This is a genomic window from Paenarthrobacter sp. GQ52 (genome assembly GCF_059759005.1).
On record NZ_JCAXEJ010000019.1, the window covers coordinates 32,302 to 51,992 of the forward strand.

Annotated in this window: 17 protein-coding genes; 10 read left to right on the forward strand and 7 right to left on the reverse strand. The window is 62.4% G+C overall.

All coding sequences use genetic code 11. The features are described from left to right. Window positions 1–165: 165 nt before the first annotated feature. Window positions 166–1,380, forward strand: a complete 1,215-nt coding sequence (locus AC6CH8_RS19000; protein WP_498191898.1) for an MFS transporter — start codon at window positions 166–168, stop codon at window positions 1,378–1,380. A 72-nt stretch (window positions 1,381–1,452) separates the two neighbouring features. Here AC6CH8_RS19000 and AC6CH8_RS19005 read toward each other — a convergent pair whose 3' ends face one another. Further along, a complete protein-coding gene (locus tag AC6CH8_RS19005; RefSeq protein ID WP_474660268.1) occupies window positions 1,453–2,034 on the reverse strand; it encodes a hypothetical protein in 582 nt (193 codons plus the stop codon). A 116-nt stretch (window positions 2,035–2,150) separates the two neighbouring features. Here AC6CH8_RS19005 and gcvH point away from each other — a divergent pair, with 116 nt between their 5' ends. From gcvH to AC6CH8_RS19030, 5 genes are all read left to right on the forward strand, one after another. Beyond that, window positions 2,151–2,537 (forward strand): glycine cleavage system protein GcvH, encoded by a 387-nt coding sequence (gene gcvH, locus AC6CH8_RS19010; RefSeq protein WP_017200815.1) that lies wholly within the window; start codon window positions 2,151–2,153, stop codon window positions 2,535–2,537. Between the two features lie 138 nt (window positions 2,538–2,675). Then, the gene (locus AC6CH8_RS19015) at window positions 2,676–3,152 is read left to right on the forward strand and encodes an FHA domain-containing protein (RefSeq protein ID WP_011774388.1); all 477 of its coding nucleotides are present in this window, start codon (window positions 2,676–2,678) and stop codon (window positions 3,150–3,152) included. Between the two features lie 20 nt (window positions 3,153–3,172). Next, on the forward strand, window positions 3,173–3,889 hold the full coding sequence (gene ftsR / locus AC6CH8_RS19020; RefSeq protein ID WP_178995005.1) for a transcriptional regulator FtsR: 717 nt from the start codon (window positions 3,173–3,175) through the stop codon (window positions 3,887–3,889). Next, a complete protein-coding gene (locus AC6CH8_RS19025) occupies window positions 3,889–4,392 on the forward strand; it encodes a bifunctional nuclease family protein (protein WP_017200817.1) in 504 nt (167 codons plus the stop codon). The genes ftsR and AC6CH8_RS19025 overlap by 1 nt, the downstream gene beginning before the upstream one ends. Window positions 4,393–4,627: 235 nt before the next feature. Then, a complete protein-coding gene (locus tag AC6CH8_RS19030) occupies window positions 4,628–5,221 on the forward strand; it encodes a MerR family transcriptional regulator (protein WP_017200818.1) in 594 nt (197 codons plus the stop codon). A 90-nt stretch (window positions 5,222–5,311) separates the two neighbouring features. On the opposite strand, the gene AC6CH8_RS19035 is transcribed toward AC6CH8_RS19030, so the two are convergent. Then, entirely contained in the window at window positions 5,312–6,121 is an 810-nt protein-coding gene (locus AC6CH8_RS19035) for a ParA family protein (protein WP_498191900.1), read from the reverse strand. Window positions 6,122–6,423: 302 nt separating this feature from the next. Here AC6CH8_RS19035 and AC6CH8_RS19040 point away from each other — a divergent pair, with 302 nt between their 5' ends. Then, window positions 6,424–9,819 carry a pyruvate carboxylase gene (locus AC6CH8_RS19040; protein ID WP_498191901.1) on the forward strand — a complete coding sequence of 1,132 codons (3,396 nt, stop codon included), beginning with the start codon at window positions 6,424–6,426 and terminating at the stop codon, window positions 9,817–9,819. 78 nt (window positions 9,820–9,897) lie between these two features. Here AC6CH8_RS19040 and AC6CH8_RS19045 read toward each other — a convergent pair whose 3' ends face one another. Further along, entirely contained in the window at window positions 9,898–11,709 is a 1,812-nt protein-coding gene (locus tag AC6CH8_RS19045) for an AMP-dependent synthetase/ligase (protein WP_498191902.1), read from the reverse strand. A gap of 188 nt (window positions 11,710–11,897) precedes the next feature. On the opposite strand from AC6CH8_RS19045, the gene AC6CH8_RS19050 reads away from it, so the two are divergent. After that, window positions 11,898–12,956 (forward strand): ROK family protein, encoded by a 1,059-nt coding sequence (locus tag AC6CH8_RS19050; protein ID WP_420180735.1) that lies wholly within the window; start codon window positions 11,898–11,900, stop codon window positions 12,954–12,956. A 30-nt stretch (window positions 12,957–12,986) separates the two neighbouring features. On the opposite strand, the gene AC6CH8_RS19055 is transcribed toward AC6CH8_RS19050, so the two are convergent. From AC6CH8_RS19055 to AC6CH8_RS19065, 3 genes are read right to left on the reverse strand one after another with little or no spacing between them, the layout of a single operon-like run. After that, window positions 12,987–13,553 carry a hypothetical protein gene (locus AC6CH8_RS19055; RefSeq protein ID WP_498191904.1) on the reverse strand — a complete coding sequence of 189 codons (567 nt, stop codon included), beginning with the start codon at window positions 13,551–13,553 and terminating at the stop codon, window positions 12,987–12,989. After that, entirely contained in the window at window positions 13,540–14,343 is an 804-nt protein-coding gene (locus tag AC6CH8_RS19060; protein ID WP_476117837.1) for an alpha/beta hydrolase, read from the reverse strand. The genes AC6CH8_RS19055 and AC6CH8_RS19060 overlap by 14 nt, the downstream gene beginning before the upstream one ends. Next, entirely contained in the window at window positions 14,340–15,128 is a 789-nt protein-coding gene (locus tag AC6CH8_RS19065; protein ID WP_498191905.1) for an alpha/beta hydrolase, read from the reverse strand. Before AC6CH8_RS19065 ends, AC6CH8_RS19060 begins: the two co-directional genes overlap by 4 nt. 110 nt (window positions 15,129–15,238) lie before the next feature. Between AC6CH8_RS19065 and AC6CH8_RS19070 the strand changes: the two genes are divergently transcribed. Next, window positions 15,239–16,030 carry a lysophospholipid acyltransferase family protein gene (locus tag AC6CH8_RS19070; protein WP_091466614.1) on the forward strand — a complete coding sequence of 264 codons (792 nt, stop codon included), beginning with the start codon at window positions 15,239–15,241 and terminating at the stop codon, window positions 16,028–16,030. Between the two features lie 66 nt (window positions 16,031–16,096). Beyond that, the gene (locus tag AC6CH8_RS19075; RefSeq protein ID WP_178994993.1) at window positions 16,097–17,500 is read left to right on the forward strand and encodes a class II 3-deoxy-7-phosphoheptulonate synthase; all 1,404 of its coding nucleotides are present in this window, start codon (window positions 16,097–16,099) and stop codon (window positions 17,498–17,500) included. Between the two features lie 71 nt (window positions 17,501–17,571). Here AC6CH8_RS19075 and pknB read toward each other — a convergent pair whose 3' ends face one another. Further along, complete coding sequence (gene pknB / locus AC6CH8_RS19080; RefSeq protein ID WP_498191906.1) at window positions 17,572–19,656, reverse strand: Stk1 family PASTA domain-containing Ser/Thr kinase; 2,085 nt, start codon at window positions 19,654–19,656, stop codon at window positions 17,572–17,574. Between the last annotated feature and the right edge of the window lie 35 nt (window positions 19,657–19,691).

Genomic DNA, 19,691 nt, shown 5'->3' on the forward strand with positions numbered 1-19,691 from the left:
GCTGTGCTCCTGCCTCGATGTAGTGATCGCGACGCATCCAAAAGTAGTTGTTTGCGCAACTATCTAGCGTGTGCAACTATATATAGAGCGTCTGCAACTATTATTCTACGGTTCCCGACGACGCAGTTCCACTTCTGATCGGAACCGAACTTTAAGGAGCTCCACATGCCCGCAGGGTTGATTGCCCTTGCCCTCGGCGGATTCGGCATCGGACTGACCGAATTCGTGATCATGGGCCTCTTGCCCGAAGTTGCCGCCGACTTCCAGGTCAGTGAGGCTTCGGCCGGTTGGTTCATCTCCGGCTATGCCCTCAGCGTTGCCGTCGGCGCACTCCTGGTGACGGCCGCAGTCACCAGGCTCCCGCGAAAACCGGTCCTTATTGGGTTGCTCGTCCTGTTCATCGCCGGCAACTTCCTTTCCGCGATAGCCGACAGCTACGCGGCCATGATGATCGGCCGCATCATCGCAGCGCTTTGCCATGGCGCATTCTTCGGCATCGGTTCCGTAGTTGCCGCGAGCCTGGTGCCGGCACATAAGAAAGCCGGTGCCATCGCCATCATGTTCACCGGCCTCACTGCGGCCAACGTCCTGGGTGTTCCCTTTGGAACGCTGCTGGGCCAGAACTTCGGTTGGCGTTCTACTTTCTGGGCGATCACCGCCATCGGCGTCGTGGCGCTGATCGGCATTGCCCTGATGGTCCCTAAAGCCAGCACGGAACCAACCAAGGGCCTCCGCAGCGAGCTGGGCGCGTTCAAATCCGGTCAGGTATGGCTTTCCATCATGGTGACCATCCTCGGGTTCGGCGGCATGTTCGGCGCCTTTACCTATATCGCCTTCACTCTCACCGAGGTGTCCGGATTCGAGTCCGGCGCCGTGCCGTGGCTCCTGGTGCTCTTCGGTGGTGGCCTGTTTGTTGGGAACTTCCTGGGAGGCAAGGCTGCCGACAAAGCCCTGGACAAGTCCCTCATTTTCATCCTTGCCGGACTGGTGGCGGTGCTGGTCTTCTTCGCCCTCACCGCGTCCAACAGCATCGCCACCCTGGTGTCACTGGCGCTCATGGGCGGCTTCGGATTCGCCACCGTACCGGGCCTCCAGATGCGCGTGATGCACTTTGCCTCCACAGCACCAACGCTCGCATCCGGCGCGAACATCGGCGCGTTCAACCTCGGCAACGCACTCGGGGCCTGGCTCGGTGGCGTTACCATCACCGCCGGCCTCGGCTACACCTCGCCCATCTGGGCTGGAGCCGGAATTACCGTTGCCGCGCTGCTGGTGATGCTGGCGGCAGCGGCAGCGGCAGCAGCAAAGCGCAGGGGAGTGGCGGCGCCTGCTGTAACTCCCGACGTCGAACGCGAACCACGTGAGGCCCCCGTCGCCTGACGCGGGACTACAAAGCAAGGCCGCAACACGAAGAAGCCCGCCATGGATATCCCATGGCGGGCTTCCTGCGCCCTAAGCGCTGGGTGTGGTGTCCTGCGCTTGTGCTTCGGCATTTTTCGCAGCCCTGATGCGTTGGTTCTCTGCTTGCTTGAGCACTTTCATTTGCTTGCCCCTACGGCGCCACAGCGCCCAGAGAATTGTGACTGCAGCGAAGACCACCACGGCGGCAACAGCGGAAATGGCTGTCCAGGTTGTGAAGAATCCTGCATCCACGCTCAAGGTCCGCTGGCCGGCGTGGGCTGACTCCGTGCTGCCGAAGACGATGCCGGCCGTAAGCAGGTTAGGCGTGGCGATGGCGACGGCCACCAGGACAATAGCAATTTTCCAGGGCCAGGACACCGCTTTACGGGTGGCCTGCCACGCTACGAGGAGCGGAATGAAAGTGAAAACGAAACCGTAGAACATTCCCACCAGCACGCTGGCTCCAAGGTCGCGCCGGATCTGTCCGGCGATGACGTCGGACCACCAGCGGGGAAGAATGGCCCCGAGGATGAAGTAGGCGGCCACAGCGACAAGTACTGCCACCAGGATCAGGATTATTTTTACGCCCCAATTGCGCTTTTTCTGAGCTGGTACTTGTGCTTGTTCGGTCATGGGTCAATCATGGCAGAGACCCCATGAGGTGCAGGGGAAATGTGCCTATACTTTCAGCGGTGGCCATCAGCAAGGCCGCCGTCGAGGTTCGTAAATGTCCCGATGAAAGGCCACCAGTGAGCAATATTCCGGAAGAACTTTCCTACACCGCAGAACACGAATGGGTTACTGCTCCAGATGCCGATGGCGTAGTGCGCATTGGCATCACCGACTTCGCGCAGGACGCCTTGGGTGACGTTGTCTACGCCCAGATGCCTGAGCCGGGGACGAAAGTCACCGGCAATGAAGTTGTTGGCGAAGTGGAGTCCACAAAAAGTGTCAGTGATATCTACGCCCCGGTGACTGGTGAAGTCACCAATCGAAATGACGCCCTGGACACTGATCCGGCCCTCATTAACTCGGACCCGTACGGCGAGGGATGGTTAATTGAAGTAAAGCTTGCAGAAGCTGATGCAGTGGATTCCCTGCTCAGTGCATCGGAGTACGAACAACAGGTAGGCTAAAGTTATCTGGCCCGTCAGGCCGCATTCCCATAGCCGGGAAAGCGGGACGGCGGGCCAGCAACCGATTTGCCCGGCGGTACCGGGAGGCGGAAGTGGCCGGCAGGGTTTGGAACTGCCGGCGGATGAGGAGGAAATTCCATGGTTGGCGGCGAACAGAATCAAGCCAATGTCGGGAACGGCGCGGAGGAACAGCCGACGTCGGAGACCACCTCGATCAGCATCACGCCAACGTGGGACGAGCCGAGCATTGCGCCCAAGTTGGCTCCTGAAGAGCGTGCATCCGTAGACGCACTTCCGCCGAACTCGGCATTGCTCATTGCGCACAGTGGTCCCAACGCAGGCGCTCGTTTCCTGCTGGACGCGGACACCACCACGGCGGGCCGGCACCCGGATGCCGACATCTTCCTGGATGACGTCACGGTTTCCCGCAAGCATGTTCAGTTCATCCGGACGGCGTCCGGCTTCGAGCTGGTGGACATGGGAAGCCTCAACGGTACGTACGTCAACCACGACCGCGTGGACCGCGTGCAGCTGAAGAGCGGCAACGAGGTACAGATCGGCAAGTTCCGGTTGACCTACTACCTGAGCCCTGTTCGCGCAGCAGGCCAAGTCTGACGGGGTATCTGCCTGTGGCTATGGCCCAGCAGGACCGTCGCGGACCGCAGGTCCTGAATATCGGGGAAGTCCTTGCCCAGCTGAGCGATGACTTTCCCGGTATGACAGCGTCCAAGATCCGTTTCCTGGAGGAAAAAGGCCTCATTAACCCGAAGAGGACTCCTGCGGGTTACCGGCAGTATTCGGACAGTGATGTTGAGCGGCTCCGTTTCGTCCTCGCCCTTCAGCGTGATCAGTACCTGCCACTGAAGGTCATCAAGGATTATCTCGATGCCATCGACCGCGGTGAGAGGCCGGAGAACCTCCCGCCGGGTGTCACCGTGTCGCCCAGGGTGGTCTCGGCGGAAATGGCAGCCGAAGTGCAAGGGCGGGCCCGCGCGCTCACCGAAGAGCAATTACGCGCCGAGTCGGGCGCCAGTGTCCCCCTGCTTGAATCCCTCCTGAGCTTTGGACTAATCACCCACGTGGGCGGCAAGTTCGACGAACACGCACTCCAGGTGGCCCGGGCTTGTGTCCAATTGGAAGGACACGGCCTCGAGCCCCGCCACCTTCGTCCCTTCCAAGCTGCAGCTGAGCGGGAGTTCGGCCTGGTGGAACGCGCCGTTGCCCCGTTGACGTCGCGGAGGGACGCTGCTTCGCAGGCTCGTGCCGCCGAGGCTGCCCGTGAGATCAGCGATCTCTGCCTCACCCTGCACAGGGCCCTGGTGCATGACCGTATCTCCCGGATGGATAGCTGATGATCGAAGTCGAAATCGTCGGCGTCCGGATCGAACTGCCGTCTAATCAGCCGCTGGTACTCCTTCGGGAGATCAACGGTGAGAGGCATGTTCCGATCTGGATCGGCACTCCTGAAGCCAGCGCGATCGCGTTGGCACAGCAGGGCGTTGTCCCGCCCCGGCCTATGACGCACGATCTCCTGGTTGATGTTGTCGAATCCTTGGGCCATTCCATCATCAGCGTGAACATTGTGGCTGTTGAGGACAACATCTTCTACGGGCAGCTGCAGTTCGACGACGGCACTGTAGTAAGCTCGAGGGCTTCGGATGCATTGGCCCTGGCGCTGCGAGCCAAATGCCGCATCTGGTGCGCCGATGCGGTCATGGAAGAAGCCGGTGTCCGCATCACCGAGCATGATGAAGGCGAAGACTCGGAGCCGGATCCTGCAGTGGACGAAGAGCGCGAGATGCGTCGATTCCGCGAGTTCCTGGACGACGTGGAACCGGAAGATTTCGAAGGCTGACTCAGCCTAAGCCTAAAGTTGAGGGTGAAACTTTCGACACGACGGGATTTTGGAGCCAAGGTCTTTGACCTCGACGCCTCACGGGCCTAACGTCGAAGTTATCAAGTTCCCGTTGCATACACTGCCGGCGCAAGTCACACTGGAAGGTGCGGACTTGCGGGAATTACACTGCTGCATTTCGCCGTTGTATCAGAGTATGCACCGTCCCCAAGGGAACTGAGAACAAGGAGGTCACGTGAGTCCGAAAGGCGAAGCAGGCGAGCTGAAGCAGTCCTCTGCCGGTATTGCTGCGCCCGCATCCGGCGCCCAAGGTTTGCTCTTCACGGAGGACCTTCCCGTGCTGGACGAGGACGCGGGTTACCGCGGTCCTACCGCATGCAAAGCTGCAGGCATCACGTACCGCCAGCTCGACTACTGGGCACGTACAGGCTTGGTTGAGCCTGCTGTCCGTGGCGCTGCGGGCTCCGGTTCCCAGCGTCTCTACGGCTTCCGGGACATTCTTGTCCTGAAGGTTGTCAAGCGTCTCCTCGATACTGGCGTATCCCTCCAGCAGATCCGTAGTGCCGTGGAACACCTTCGCGAACGGGGCGTCGAGGACCTGGCGCAGATCACGCTGATGAGCGACGGTGCGAGTGTCTACGAATGTACTTCCGCTGATGAGGTCATCGACCTCGTGCAGGGCGGGCAGGGCGTCTTCGGCATCGCCGTTGGGCGCGTATGGCGGGAAGTTGAGGGAAGCTTGGCCGCGCTTCCGAGCGAGCATGCCGCGGAGCAGTCCTTTCCCGACGACGAATTGAGCAAGAGGCGCGTAGCGCGCCGCATCGGCTAAACACCGGACCACTGAACTCGAGCCAAAAGAAGGCCTCGTCCCTAGGGGGACGAGGCCTTCTTCGTGTTTAACGTGCTGAGGCGGAGGCGCTCAGCGCTGCCGGCGGTCCCGCGTCGTGGACTGTCCAGCGAGGAGGCTCCCAAGGAGTTCATCAAAGAGTTTGGCAGCGTTCTTGGCAGAGTCTCCGGGCCAGTGGTGGACCGAGTGTGCTGCACCTTGGATCTGCTGCCAATTGGCTTGCTCCGGAATATGGGGCGTCAGGAGCAGCTCGCCGAACATGGATTCCATTTCAGCCAAGCGGAAGGTGTGCTCTGCGGATCCGGTGCGCACCCGGTTGGCCACGATCCCTGCCGGGGCCAGGTTGGGCGCGAACTCCTGCCGGAACAACTGGATAGCACGCATGGTGCGTTCCGTGCCGGCCACCGAGAAGAGCCCGGGCTCTGCGACGAGGACTACGCGATCGCTTGCACTCCAAGCCATGCGCGTCAGGCCGTTGAGGGACGGGGGGCAGTCCACCAGGACAAGTTCGTAGTTGGTGGTGCCTGCCAGTACGGCTGAAAGCCTGCGAAGGTCGCGTCGGCCCAGATCCGGCCGATCATAGATTCCGGTGAAGGCCGATCCCACTGCGACGTCCAAGGTGCCGTTGCTGGACCCATTGGACACCCAGGAGCTGCCGGCCACGTTGCCGGCGAGGTTGGCTTTTCGGGGGCTTTTCAGCATTCGGCCGATGTCGAGTTGCCCGCCCGGCTGGACGCCAAGTGCCGTGGTGGCGTCGGCGTGTGGATCGAGGTCCACCACCAATGTGGGAATACCGGCTGCGAGGGCCGCGGACGCCAGACCGGTGGTCACGGACGTCTTTCCCACTCCACCCTTGAGGCTGCTGATGCTGACTACTTGCACTTGAAAACCCAAAACCTAACGCCGGTTGCCGTATCGCGCTGATTCGCTCCGGAAGCACCGGAGCCGGGGGTTGCCGAAGCCCCCTGAACATCATATGGTGCATCGCGGTCGATTCCCGCTTTCTACGCGCCAGACCGCTGGGGATAAGCGGCGGCAATAGCATGCTGCCGGATCGCGCGCACGCATATACAGCCCAGATGACGATTCCTTTGTGATGGTTGCCACAAAGATTTGTGTTTGATGCTGGCGGCACTACACACTGTGACCACCGACCGATCCACCCGCAATGATGCAGGAGAAGTATGTTTTCGAAAATTCTGGTGGCCAATCGCGGCGAAATCGCGATCAGGGCGTTTCGCGCTGGTTATGAACTGGGCGCCAAGACCGTAGCCGTCTTTCCGCATGAGGACCGTAACTCGATCCACCGGCAGAAGGCCGACGAAGCTTACCTGATCGGCGAGGTGGGCCATCCCGTCCGCGCCTACCTGGACGTAGAGGAGGTTGTCCGCGTCGCCAAAGAAGCCGGCGCTGACGCAATTTACCCCGGCTATGGCTTCCTCTCCGAGAACCCGGACCTCGCCCGCGCTGCCAAGGCAGCAGGCATTACCTTCGTGGGGCCGCCCGCGGAGGTCCTGGAGCTCGCTGGCAACAAGGTTGCTGCCCTGGAAGCCGCCCGCAAGGCCGGTGTCCCGGTCCTGAAGTCGAGCAAGCCTTCCAAGGACCTTGATGAGCTCATCGCTGCCGCCGACGAGATCGGCTTCCCGATTTTCGCCAAGGCCGTTGCCGGCGGTGGCGGCCGTGGCATGCGGCGTGTGGAGACGCGCGAAGCCCTTCCCGAAGCTTTGCAGTCCGCCATGCGCGAAGCCGATGCAGCTTTCGGCGACCCCACCATGTTCCTTGAGCAGGCAGTTCTGCGTCCCCGCCACATCGAAGTGCAGATCCTGGCCGACGCCGAAGGCAACGTCATGCACCTCTTCGAGCGTGACTGTTCGCTTCAGCGGCGACACCAGAAAGTGGTGGAGATTGCGCCCGCGCCGAACCTGGACGAGAACATTCGCCAGGCCCTTTACCGCGACGCCGTGGCGTTCGCGAAGGCCTTGAACTATGTCAATGCCGGAACTGTGGAGTTCCTGGTGGACACAGAAGGGGAGCGGGCCGGCCAGCACGTCTTTATTGAGATGAACCCCCGCATCCAGGTGGAGCACACCGTCACCGAGGAAATCACCGACGTGGACCTCGTGCAGGCTCAGATGCGGATCGCCTCGGGGGAAACCCTTGCGGACCTTGGGCTGAGCCAGGATTCGGTGTCCATCAAGGGTGCTGCGCTGCAGTGCCGCATCACCACCGAAGACCCGTCCAACGGTTTCCGTCCTGACGTTGGAAAGATCACCGGCTACCGTTCTGCCGGTGGCGCCGGTGTCAGGCTCGACGGCGGCACTGTTTACTCCGGTGCCGAGATCAGCCCGCACTTCGACTCAATGCTGGTGAAGCTGACGTGCCGTGGCCGCGACTACCCTGCGGCTGTAGCCCGCGCGCGTCGTGGTTTGGCTGAGTTCCGTATCCGTGGCGTGTCCACCAACATTCCATTCCTTCAGGCTGTTCTCGCGGATCCGGACTTCAACGCCGGAAACGTGGCCACGGACTTCATCGACAAGCGCCCTGAGCTGCTGAAGTCGCACATCTCCGCAGACCGTGGAACCAAGTTGCTCACCTGGTTGGCTGAGGTCACCGTGAACAAGCCCAACGGCGAGCTCGCTGTCCATTCGGACCCTGCCAGCAAGCTGCCGACGATAGATGGACCGGTTCCCACGTCGGGTTCGCGCCAGAAGTTGATCGAACTTGGGCCGGAGGGCTTTGCCAAGGCCCTCCGTGAGCAGCAGGCGCTGGCTGTTACGGACACCACGTTCCGCGACGCCCACCAGTCCCTGCTGGCAACACGGGTGCGCACCCGCGACCTCGTGGCCGCTGGTCCGGCAGTGACGGCACTCATGCCCGAGCTGCTTTCCGTGGAGGCCTGGGGCGGTGCAACTTACGACGTCGCACTCCGCTTCCTGGGTGAGGACCCGTGGGACCGTCTGGCTGCATTGCGCAAGGCATTGCCGAACACCTGTATCCAGATGCTGCTCCGCGGACGCAACACCGTGGGCTACACCCCGTACCCGGAAGAAGTGACGGAGGCCTTCGTTAACGAGGCTGCCGCTACGGGCATTGACATCTTCCGTATCTTTGACGCCCTCAACGACGTCAACCAGATGGCCCCTGCCATTCGGGCCGTGCGTGCAACGGGGACAGCCGTCGCGGAGGTGGCTCTTTGCTACACAGGCAACCTCCTGGACCCGAACGAGGACCTCTATACCCTCGACTACTACTTGGACCTCGCCCAGAAGATCGTCGACGCCGGTGCACACATCCTCGCCATCAAGGACATGGCAGGCCTCCTGCGTCCGGCCGCTGCTGCGAAACTGGTATCAGCCCTGCGTGAGCGCTTCGACCTGCCCGTCCACCTGCACACGCACGACACTGCGGGTGGCCAGCTTGCCACTTTGCTGGCTGCTGTTGACGCTGGCGTGGATGCCGTTGACGTGGCATCTGCATCCCTGGCCGGCACCACAAGTCAGCCCGCCGCGTCGGCACTGGTCGCTGCATTGGCCAACACGCCCCGCGATACCGGGCTCAGCCTGGCCAACGTCGGTTCCCTTGAGCCCTACTGGGAAGCCGTTCGTCGCGTCTATGCCCCCTTCGAATCCGGTCTTCCGGGCCCCACCGGCCGCGTCTACCAGCACGAAATCCCCGGCGGCCAGCTGTCAAACCTTCGCCAGCAGGCCATCGCTTTGGGCTTGGGGGAGCAGTTCGAGGCCATCGAGGACATGTACACGGCGGCTGACCGGATCCTGGGCCGCTTGGTGAAGGTCACCCCATCCTCCAAGGTGGTAGGCGACCTTGCGTTGCACCTTGTAGGACTCAACGCCGATCCCGCGGACTTCAACGAGAACCCGCAGAACTACGACATCCCGGACTCCGTCATCGGCTTCCTCTCCGGGGAGCTCGGTGATCCTCCCGGAGGCTGGCCGGAGCCGTTCCGCACCAAGGCCCTTCAAGGCCGCAGCGTCAAGGTGCGCGACGTCGACATCAGCGCCGAGGACAGCGCCGCGCTGAAGGGTGATTCCAAGACACGGCAACATACGCTGAACCGTTTGCTCTTCGCGGGACCCACCAAGGACTACCTGAAGAGCGTTGACACTTACGGCAACATCTCCGTGCTGGACACCCGTGACTACCTGTACGGTCTCCAGCAGGGCGCAGAGCACGTTATCGAGCTCGAAAAGGGCGTGCGCCTCATTGCCCAGCTTGAGGCCGTCTCAGAAGCCGACGAGAAGGGCATGCGCACTGTGATGTGCACGCTCAACGGCCAGTCCAGGCCCGTTGTTGTTCGTGACCGATCCGTGGTCAGCAATGTCAAGGCCGCGGAAAAGGCAGATCCGGCACAGCCAGGCCAGGTTGCCGCACCGTTTGCCGGCGCAGTCACCGTAACGGTCAAGGTGGGCGATGTCGTCAACGCCGGCGACACCGTTGCCACCATTGAGGCGATGAAGATGGAAGCATCCATCACGACGCCGGTGGCCGGCACGGTCTCCCGCCTCGCCATTTCCTCGGTTGAGCAGGTCCAGGGCGGCGACTTGCTGCTGTTGATCGGCTAGCCATCCACGCAAAAAGTACCCCGTCCGGAAGAATCCGGACGGGGTACTTTTTTGCTGCTCCTGGTTGAAACGCCCTGGCTAGGACGCGCGGGGTGCTGTGTACATTTCCTCAATAACGGTGTCGAAGTCCTTCATGACCTGGGCCCGCTTGACCTTGAGGGACGGCGTCAGGTGACCCGAGGCCTCGGTGAAGTCCGCCGGAACGATCCTGAAGGACTTGATGGCCTCAGCCTGGGACACCGACTGGTTGGCCTTGCTGATGAGTTCCTGGACTGCTGCCTTTACCACTGGGTGGTCAGTGGCCTCGGCGACTGTGGTGCCGGTGGGGAGCCCGTGGCGGTCCAGCCAGCCCGGAAGCGCTTCTTCGTCCAGGGTGACCAGGGCGCCGATGAACGGACGGTTGTCGCCCACCACAAGAACCTGGGAAACCAACGCATCCGCGCGGATCTGGTCCTCGAGCAGAGCAGGAACCACGTTCTTTCCGCTGGCAGTAACGATGATTTCCTTCTTGCGGCCAGTGATCTTGAGGAAGCCGTTGTTGTCCAGTTCGCCGATGTCGCCGGTGCGGAACCAGCCGTCAGCAAACGTTTCGTCAGTGAGGTCTTCACGCTTGTAGTAGCCGCGCATGACGCAGACACCCTTGGCGAGGATTTCGCCGTCGTCGGCGATCTTGACCGAGTTGCCCGGCAAGGGGGCACCTACCGTGCCGATCTTGATCATGGACGGTGTGTTCACGGAGATCGGCGCCGTGGTCTCGGTCAGGCCGTAGCCCTCCAGGATCTGCAGGCCGATGCCCTGGAAGAAGTGCCCCAGCCTTTCACCCAACGGACCGCCTCCCGAGACTGCGTGGGCAACATGGCCGCCCATCGCCGCACGGAGTTTGCCGTAGACGAGTTTGTCGAACAAGGCATGCTTGAGCTTCAAGCCAAGTCCCAGCGAACCGGACTCGCGTGCTTTGGAATAGGCGATTGCAGTATCCACTGCACGGTGGAAGATGGCTCCCTTGCCGCCGTCCTCTGCCTTGGTCAGCGCCGAGTTGTAGACCTTCTCGAAGACCCGGGGAACAGCCAGGATGAACGTCGGCTGGAAGCTCTGGAGGTCAGCCAAGAGGTTCTTGATGTCCGGGGTGTGCGCCACCTTCACCCCGCCGGCCACGGCAAGCACGGAGATGAAACGCGCGAAGACGTGGGCCAAGGGGAGAAACATGATGGTCTTGGCAGACTCGTTGATGATTTCCGGCAATGAAGCGCGGGCATTCTCGGAGAGCTCCACGAAGTTGCCGTGGGTCAGTTCGCAGCCCTTGGGCCTGCCGGTGGTGCCGGAGGTGTAGATAATCGTAGCGAGATCCTTGAGCCCGGCTGAGGAACGGCGGGACTCGAGTTCGTCGTCGGGGACGCCTGCGCCTGCAGTGCGCAGCGCATCGAGTCCGGCGCCCTCAAGCTGCCAGACGTTTGCCACCGACGTGATGTCTTCTGCGGCAACAGCCTGGCGGATGACGTCCTCATGGTGCGCGGCTTCGCCAAAGGCTGCAACAGCGCCTGAGTCGCCCAGGTTCCATGCCACTTGTGAAGGCGACGACGTTTCGTAGATCGGGACAGAGACGGCTCCGGCAAACCAGATGGCGAAGTCCACGAGGGACCATTCGTACCGCGTGCGGGACATGATGCCCACACGATCGCCTACGCCGACTCCACTGGCGATGAGGCCCTTTGCCAAGGCCCTCACGTCTTGCAGGAAGTCCTTGGCACGGATGTCCTGCCACTGCCCATTGCCGTCCAACTTGGAAAACAGTGCAGGGTTGGATGCTTTTTCCGCCTCCCGGATCACGAGGTCCGTGATGTTGGTTTCCGGGGCGATGTTCACGAGGGGAGGAACACTGATTTCACGCACGGTAGCTCCTTTGATATCCACGGGCCACGAGGGGCTGCTTCCACTCTAGTATGCCCGCTCGCGGAGGTGTGTTCTATTTCACCTACTGGCGAGTAACTTTACGGATGAGCTGTCATTTCAAGCAACTCGATGCCGTGCGTGCCCCTACGATGCCGGTGCTGCGCCGCCCTGCGGAATAAGATGAGGGGATGCCCGCACTACGGTCCAGTTCCCTGGTCAGACCCAAGCCACCGGCCTCGGCATGGAGGGACGTGCCCTGGGCTGCCCGACGAAGCCATTTGGGCCGCCGCGGACTGGCGATCGGGATCGACATCGGAGGCACCAAGGTAGCCGCCGGCGTTGTGGACGCCGAGGGCAGGATCCTCGCCGAGGCGCGCAGGTCCACGCCAGGCGCGGACCCCCGAGCCGTCGAGCAGACCATTGTGGAGTTGGTGGACGAACTCAGCGCAGGACACCGGATCGCTTCGGTGGGCATCGGTGCCGCAGGATGGATGGACCTCGACGGCAGCACGGTGCTGTTCAGCCCCCATCTGGCGTGGCGTAACGAGCCCCTGAGGGAGAGCCTCCAGAAGTTGCTGAGGCGTCCCGTACTGCTCACAAATGACGCAGATGCTGCGGCGTGGGCGGAGTGGCGCTTTGGCTCGGGCCAGGGCGAAAGCCGCCTGGTTTGCATCACGCTGGGCACAGGCATTGGTGGTGCCATGGTCATGGATGGCCGGGTGGAACGGGGACGCTACGGCGTGGCCGGGGAATTCGGACACCAGATCATTTTCCCAGGGGGCCACCGCTGCGAATGCGGTAACCGCGGCTGCTGGGAACAGTATGCCTCCGGTAACGCGCTGGGCCGGGAAGCCCGGCAGCTGGTGCGGACCAATTCCCCCGCAGGCCGGGCTCTCTTGGAGAAGGCGGGCGGGACCGCAGAGAACCTGTCGGGCGCAGCCGTGACCTCGCTGGCACTTGCGGGCGATGCCACGTCCCGCGAACTCCTCGCGGACCAAGGCGAATGGTTGGGTCTGGGGTTGGCCAACCTTGCAGCGGCACTTGACCCCGGGATGTTCGTTATTGGCGGAGGATTGTGTGATGCGGGGGAGTTGCTCGCCGCACCCGCCCGGGAGTCATTCGCGAAGAACCTCACAGGGCGGGGTTTCCGTCCCATGGCAAGGATCGAGCTCGCGGCCCTCGGGCCGCGTGCCGGCATGATCGGCGCAGCAGACTTGTCGCGTGTCAGCGGACGGGCGCGCAGCTAGGCTTGCCATGCTGGGAACTGCTGTGTGCCCCTAGAGGCGGGCGCCGTCGTCGTCCTCGTTTTTTTCCTGCGGAAGCCGCATGATGAGGTAGACCACTGACGCCACGAAAATGGCGACAATGCCCAGAACTGCCGTCAACGGCGCGGACCGCCAAAACATGGCTGTGAAAAGCAGGGCGATGGGTCCGCCCACGGCACCCACCCATGCCAGCATGACCAGCGGCTCAGTTCCCGCCAGGCTGGGCGGATCCTCAGGAACGAAGGTGTGGTCCTCGTCCTCGACTTCGAAGTCACGAGGCCCGGACGGCCGGATTCCGGCATCGGCATCGGCACGTACTGCCGCCGGATCAGGTAACGGTTCCGGGGCAGGTGCGGACAACCCGAGCGGATCGAAGTCCCGGAAAGTCCTGCCGGACTCTTGCTGAAGCCCGGCTTCAGGGCCCGGGGCCTGGTTGATGTCCTGCGGCTTTTCGTGCTTTGGCGATTCCCCTTCCGGGCCTGACTGCGTGGCCTCCAGCCGGGCCACCAGATCCTGCCATACGGCGTCGTCGCCCTTGTTGGCGCTTTGATCAGCAGAATTGGGATCAGGCCTGTTCATGGGCTGTGTCCTTTTCGGGGGAAAGCCCGTGCCCGGCCAGGGCCGCTACGGTCTTCTGGATAAAGTCGACAGTTCCGGAAAAAATCTCCGGAGCGTCATTATCAAGGGTGGCAACATGGCGGCTGTTGTGGAGGTAAGTGACATCCACCGGTGCCTGAACCCGGGAACGGAGGAACTCCAGGCTCGCGTTCGAGATGACGTTGTCCACCGTTGACTTGTAGACCCTGACGGGTGAGCTGATCCGCGGCAGGATGGTGGCCGTGTCCTTGTACATCTTCTTGAGTTGGTGAGCGGCCGCAACTGGCGTCCGGGCGTAGGCACCTTCGTCCTGGTCCGGCTTGAGAATGTCATTGGCGATGGCCGGAGTTGTCTTCACCACGTACTTGAGGGCAGCGACGATGACAGCCCGCGGATCGTCCAGGACCAGTCCAGGGTTCACCACCACTGTCCCTGCAATGGGACGCGTGGCTGCTATCCGCAAGGCCAGGGTGCCGCCCATGGACAAACCGGCAGAGAAAACGTAATCGCACTCCGAAGCCAGCTCAAGGTACGCGTCATCCACGGCACGGTGCCACTCCCGCCACGAGCGGGTGGCCATGTCCTGCCACGTCGTGCCGTGGCCGGGCAGCAACGGCAGCCTTACGGCGTAGCCGGACGCAGCGAGGTGTTCGGCCCACGGCCTGACGCTGTGCGGGCTTCCAGTGAACCCGTGGGACATGACCACGCCAACGCGGGGGCCGGCACCCTTCCAGCTACTGTGGAACGGCGAAAAGTCGGGGAGCATTTTCATGATGACTCCGAGGCTACTCTGTCCCCGGCACGCTGGCGGAAAAAGCCGGCTGATTCTTCAAAAATGGTGGGTGCATCAACATCCAGGGTGGCCACATGCCCGCTGTGTGGAAGCGTGACCACTTTGAGGCGCGAGGAGTCGATGTACTTGCTGATGGTGGCCACTGAGCTCGGCGGGACGACGTCGTCAACCGAGGATTTGAACACCAGCGCGGGAGCCTCCACATGCGGTAGGCCACGGGTAGCTGCGCGGAAGAGCTTCTTGAGTTCGTGGACGGCCTTCAGCGGCGTCTTGGAGTAGTCGCCTTCCTCGACCGTTATGGGCGCCGGCCTGTCCTCCACTATGGGGGTGGTAGTGGGCATGACGTACTTCAACGCTCCGACGTACCGCACCCGTCGGTCGTAGAAGCTCAGCCCCGGGTTCACCAGGACCAGCCCGGGAACTTCATGGCGGGAGGCCACCCGCAGAGCCAAGGCTCCGCCCATGGAGAGCCCTGCCACGAAACACGTCTCCGTCGTCGCTGCAAGGTCCAGGTAACTCTGCTCGAAGGTCCGGTACCAGTCCTGCCACCTCGTGGTGGCCAGGTCACGCCAACTGGTGCCATGACCGGGAAGGAGGGGCACGGACACTGCGAAGCCCTGCTTGGCTAAGTATTCAGCCCAGGGGAGGACGCTGAGGGGACTTCCGGTGAAGCCGTGGCAGATGGCCACGCCGATGGAGGCGTTGGCTCCATGTCCGGAATGGTGAAAAGCGAGCGGCGCGGCGGGTTTGTTGCGTTCCGTCATGCGTCCATCGTGTCACTGTTCCTGACATTTCTCACTGGAGTAGGGTTGCTGTTGAGTGCCGGCCGGGTTGCCCGGGTGCATGCCAACCAATCGGCCGTGAGAGGACAAACGTGTTCTATTGGGTCATGAAGAGGATCTTTCTCGGTCCCATCCTCAAACTCCTGTTCCGTCCCTGGGTGAAGGGACTGGACAACGTTCCTGAAAGCGGAGCTGCCATCCTCGCCTCCAACCACTTGTCCTTCTCGGACTCCATCTTCCTGCCCCTGATGGTTCGTCGTCCGGTGATCTTCCTGGCCAAGTCCGAGTACTTCACAGGAAAAGGGCTCAAAGGCCGGCTGACTGCGCTGTTCTTCAGGCTGAGCAACCAACTGCCGATGGACCGTTCCGGCGGCGCGGCGTCGGAAATGTCTCTGCAGGCGGGCAAAGACGTCCTGAATTCCGGAGGCCTGCTGGGGATCTATCCGGAGGGCACCCGCAGCCCTGATGCCCGGCTCTACCGTGGCAAAGTGGGCGTGGCCAAGCTCGCACTGCAAACACGTGTTCCCGTGGTGCCTGTGGCAATGATCGGGACGGAGAAGGTCCAGCCCATCGGCAAACGCCTGCCCAACATCCGCCGGATCGGCCTCATTTTCGGCCAGCCCCTGGACTTCAGCCGCTACTACGGCATGGAAGACGACCGACTGATCCAGAGGGCTGTGACCGACGAAATCATGTACGAATTGATGCGGCTTTCCGGTCAGGAGTATGTGGACGAGTACGCAGCAGTGGTCAAGGCCCAGTTGGCCGGCAAAGGCCCCGAACCCGTCCATAAGATCGAGGTTGCTGAAGACGCCACGTCAGACATCGCAGAGGACAGGGATGAACCCCGTGGTGACGGAAGCGGATCAGCGGAGAAACTGTGACGTAGGCGGTGGCATCGGTTACGGCCGCAGTCCCGCAACCTTGCCGTGGGCTACTACTCTTGAAGGGTGACTGAGCTAACCGCGAACACCGCACCCTCCGCAGCAGATCCTCTCGCAAGCACCGCCCAGAGCGGAGCAGCGAACTATCCCGGGCTCGACGCTTGGCGGGACCTGCCGATTTCCCAGCAGCCCACCTGGTCCAACACTGAAGTCTTCAAGGCTTCCGTCAAGGAACTCTCGGTGGTGCCGCCCTTGGTGTTCGCCGGTGAAGTGGACGTCCTGAGGGAGCGCCTGGCCGCTGCTGCCCAGGGCAAAGCCTTCCTCCTGCAGGGTGGTGACTGCGCTGAAACCTTTGAGGCAGCTACCGCCGACAAGATCAGCGCCCGGGTCAAAACGATCCTCCAGATGGCTGTGGTCCTTACATACGGCGCTGCCATGCCCGTCATCAAGATGGGGCGCATGGCCGGCCAGTTCGCGAAGCCGCGCTCATCCAATGACGAGACGCGCGACGGCGTGACGCTTCCCGCGTACCGCGGTGACATTGTCAACGGCTACGATTTCACACCGGAATCACGCGCACACGACGCTGGCCGGATGCTTCAGGCGTACCACACGTCCGCATCCACGCTGAACCTCATCCGCGCCTTCACCCAAGGCGGTTTCGCGGATCTCCGCCTGGTTCACCAGTGGAACAAGGGGTTCACCGAGAACCCGGCACACGCGCGCTACGAATCGCTGGCGCGCGACATCGACCGTGCCATCAGCTTCATGGACTCCTGCGGCGCCGACTTTGAGGCACTCAAGCGCGTGGAGTTCTTTGCCAGCCACGAAGCACTGCTGCTCGACTACGAGCGCGCACTCACACGCATCGATTCGCGCACCGGCCTGCCCTACGACACGTCCGCGCACTTCCTGTGGATCGGTGAGCGGACCCGCGAGCTGGACCACGCCCACGTTGACTTCCTGTCCCGCGTGCGGAACCCCATCGGCGTCAAGCTTGGCCCAACCACCAGCGGCGACGATGCCTTGCGTCTCATCGACAAACTGGACCCCAACCGCGAACCCGGCCGCCTCACATTCATCACCCGCATGGGCGCCGGCAACATTCGGGAGAAGCTGCCGGCCGTCGTCGAACGCGTCACTGCTTCCGGCGCGCAGGTGCTGTGGGTGACCGACCCGATGCACGGCAACACGGTCACGTCGCCCAACGGCTACAAGACGCGCAACTTCGATGATGTTATTGACGAAGTGCGTGGATTCTTCGAGGTGCATCACGCCCTGGGCACGGTCCCGGGTGGACTCCACGTTGAAATGACCGGCGATGACGTCGCCGAATGCTTGGGTGGCGCCGACCCGATCGACCAGGACGCATTCCTGGACCGTTATGAGTCGGTGTGCGATCCCCGCCTGAACCACATGCAGTCCCTTGAGATGGCCTTCCTTGTGGCAGGAGCCCTCTCCAAGAGGTAGAGATACAAAATGGCGCGGTCCGGATTCCCGGACCGCGCCTTTTTTGCGCTTGGAATTGCAGGGCTCGAACCCTAGACGACAGTCAGGGTGACCACAGAGTCTTCCGGTATCTCGGCATTGACGGGGTTCTGGTCCCGGACGGTGCCGAAGAAGCCACCCAGGATCTTGTTGATCTCTACCTTGAAACCGAGCTTTTTCAGTTCCTTTTCGGCTTCATCGGCCTGCTTGCCGATGAAGCTGGGCACCTTCACCAACTTTGGTCCCTTGGATACTGTGAGCGTCACCGCTTCGCCCCGGACAAGGGTTCCAGTCGCCGGTATCTGGGAAACAACGGCGCCCTTGGGGACCGTCTTGTCATTCACCGTCTCCGGAGCGATAACTGCTTTGAGCCCGGCATCCTGCAGGGCTTTGACGGCTGCGTCCTGAGTTAGTCCGCGCACATCGGGAACGGGAATGGGTTGGGGCCCCTTGGAGACCACCATCGACACGGGGGTGCCATGCCTCACCTCGGTGCCTTCGGCCGGGTCCTGCGAAATCACGACGCCGGCGGGAATCTTCTCGTCAAAGGCCTGCGTGACGTTGCCAAGGGCCATTTCGGCGGAATTCAAGGAAACCTTGGCCTCGTCCAACGTGCCACCGGTCAGACCGGGCAGGGCGAACAGCTGGGCCCCCTTGGAGACGAAGAGCGTGATGGGTTGGAACTTCCGGACCTCGGTGCCGGACTCCGGTTCCGTCCCAACGGCCAGCCCTGCAAGGATGTCGTCGTCGAAAACATCCTTCGGTTCTGATTGAAAGCCGGCAGTTCGGAGGAGCTGTTGTGCCTCGGCCACGGTTTTATTCTTAACGTCCGGGACGGTTCCCGGGGATCCCGGTCCCATCCCGAAGAACCAACCGGCCGACGCGGCAAGCGTTGCAAGGATGACGATCACGATGGTCCAGATAACGCCGCGGCGGCGGGGGTTGCCCTCGCGTAGCGGGCGAACAGGAGTGGCAGCGGCTCGTGCGCGATCTTTGTTCTCTTGCCGTTCGAGTCTCTTCAGCTCTCGTTTGCCGGGCCGGCGCACGTCCGGATCGTTGCCCGGATCAACAGCTGAGGCCTGCGGCCTGCCTGAAACGCCCGCAGCCATGATGGTGGTGGGGTTGCTCTGGTGCGGGATCAACTCCGTGGGTGAGGCAGTGGAGGCAATGGCTTCTGTGGGGTTCCCATTGGTAACACCTGCTGCACCGGACCCGCCGAAGGCAGCGGCGGCCGCCGAGGGCGTGGGGGAGCCGGGCAATCGGGACGACGCTTGCCTGTGGTCCAGTTCTTCGTCTGTGAGCGTAGTGCGGATGTGGCGGAGCTCGGTCAGCAACGCAGCGCCGTCCACCGGCCTGTTCTCCGCATCTGCCGCCGTGCACCACTGCACCAGTTCATCGAGGTCCTCGGCGAGGCCGGGAGCGGACTCCGAAGGACGTCCCACCACAGCATTGACGTGCTGGTAGGCAACCTGGATAGGGGAGTCTCCCGAGTAAGGTTGATTGCCCGTCAACATCTCATAGAGCATGATGCCTGCCGAGTAGATGTCGCTGCGGGCATCGGCTGGCTGGCCGAGCACCAGCTCGGGAGCCAAGTAAGCCACAGTGCCTATCAGGGCACCGGTACTGGTGTTGGCCGAGATCGCCCTGGCCAGTCCAAAATCTCCAACCTTAATGCGTCCGTCGTCTGCAATGAGGACGTTTTCAGGCTTGACGTCCCGGTGGATCAGGCCTGAGCGGTGGGCGGCAGCCAGGCCCTCAATGACAGGATCGATCAGCGCCAGGGCAAGGCGCGGCGGCAAAGCACCCTGTTCGTTAAGGGTGTCACGAAGGGTGTGCCCCTTGACGTACTCCATGACCAGGTAGGCGATATGGCCGTCCTCGCCTTGGTCGAGCACCCCTACGATGTGCGGGTGCGAGAGGCTGGCGGCCGCCTTTGCTTCGCGGCTTAGCCGCTCAAGGAATGTGGGATCGTTGGCCAGGTGCGGGTGCAGGACTTTGAGGGCCACGTCCCGCTCCAAGCGCTGGTCCGTGGCCAGGTAAACAGTGGACATACCGCCCCTCGCCAGGCGGGAACGGACCGTGTATCGGCCGTCTACGGTTGTCCCGATGAGGTGGTCCTGCGATGGTTCTTGCACCATATGATCCTAAACGAGGTAGGGAAGGGGCCCGAATC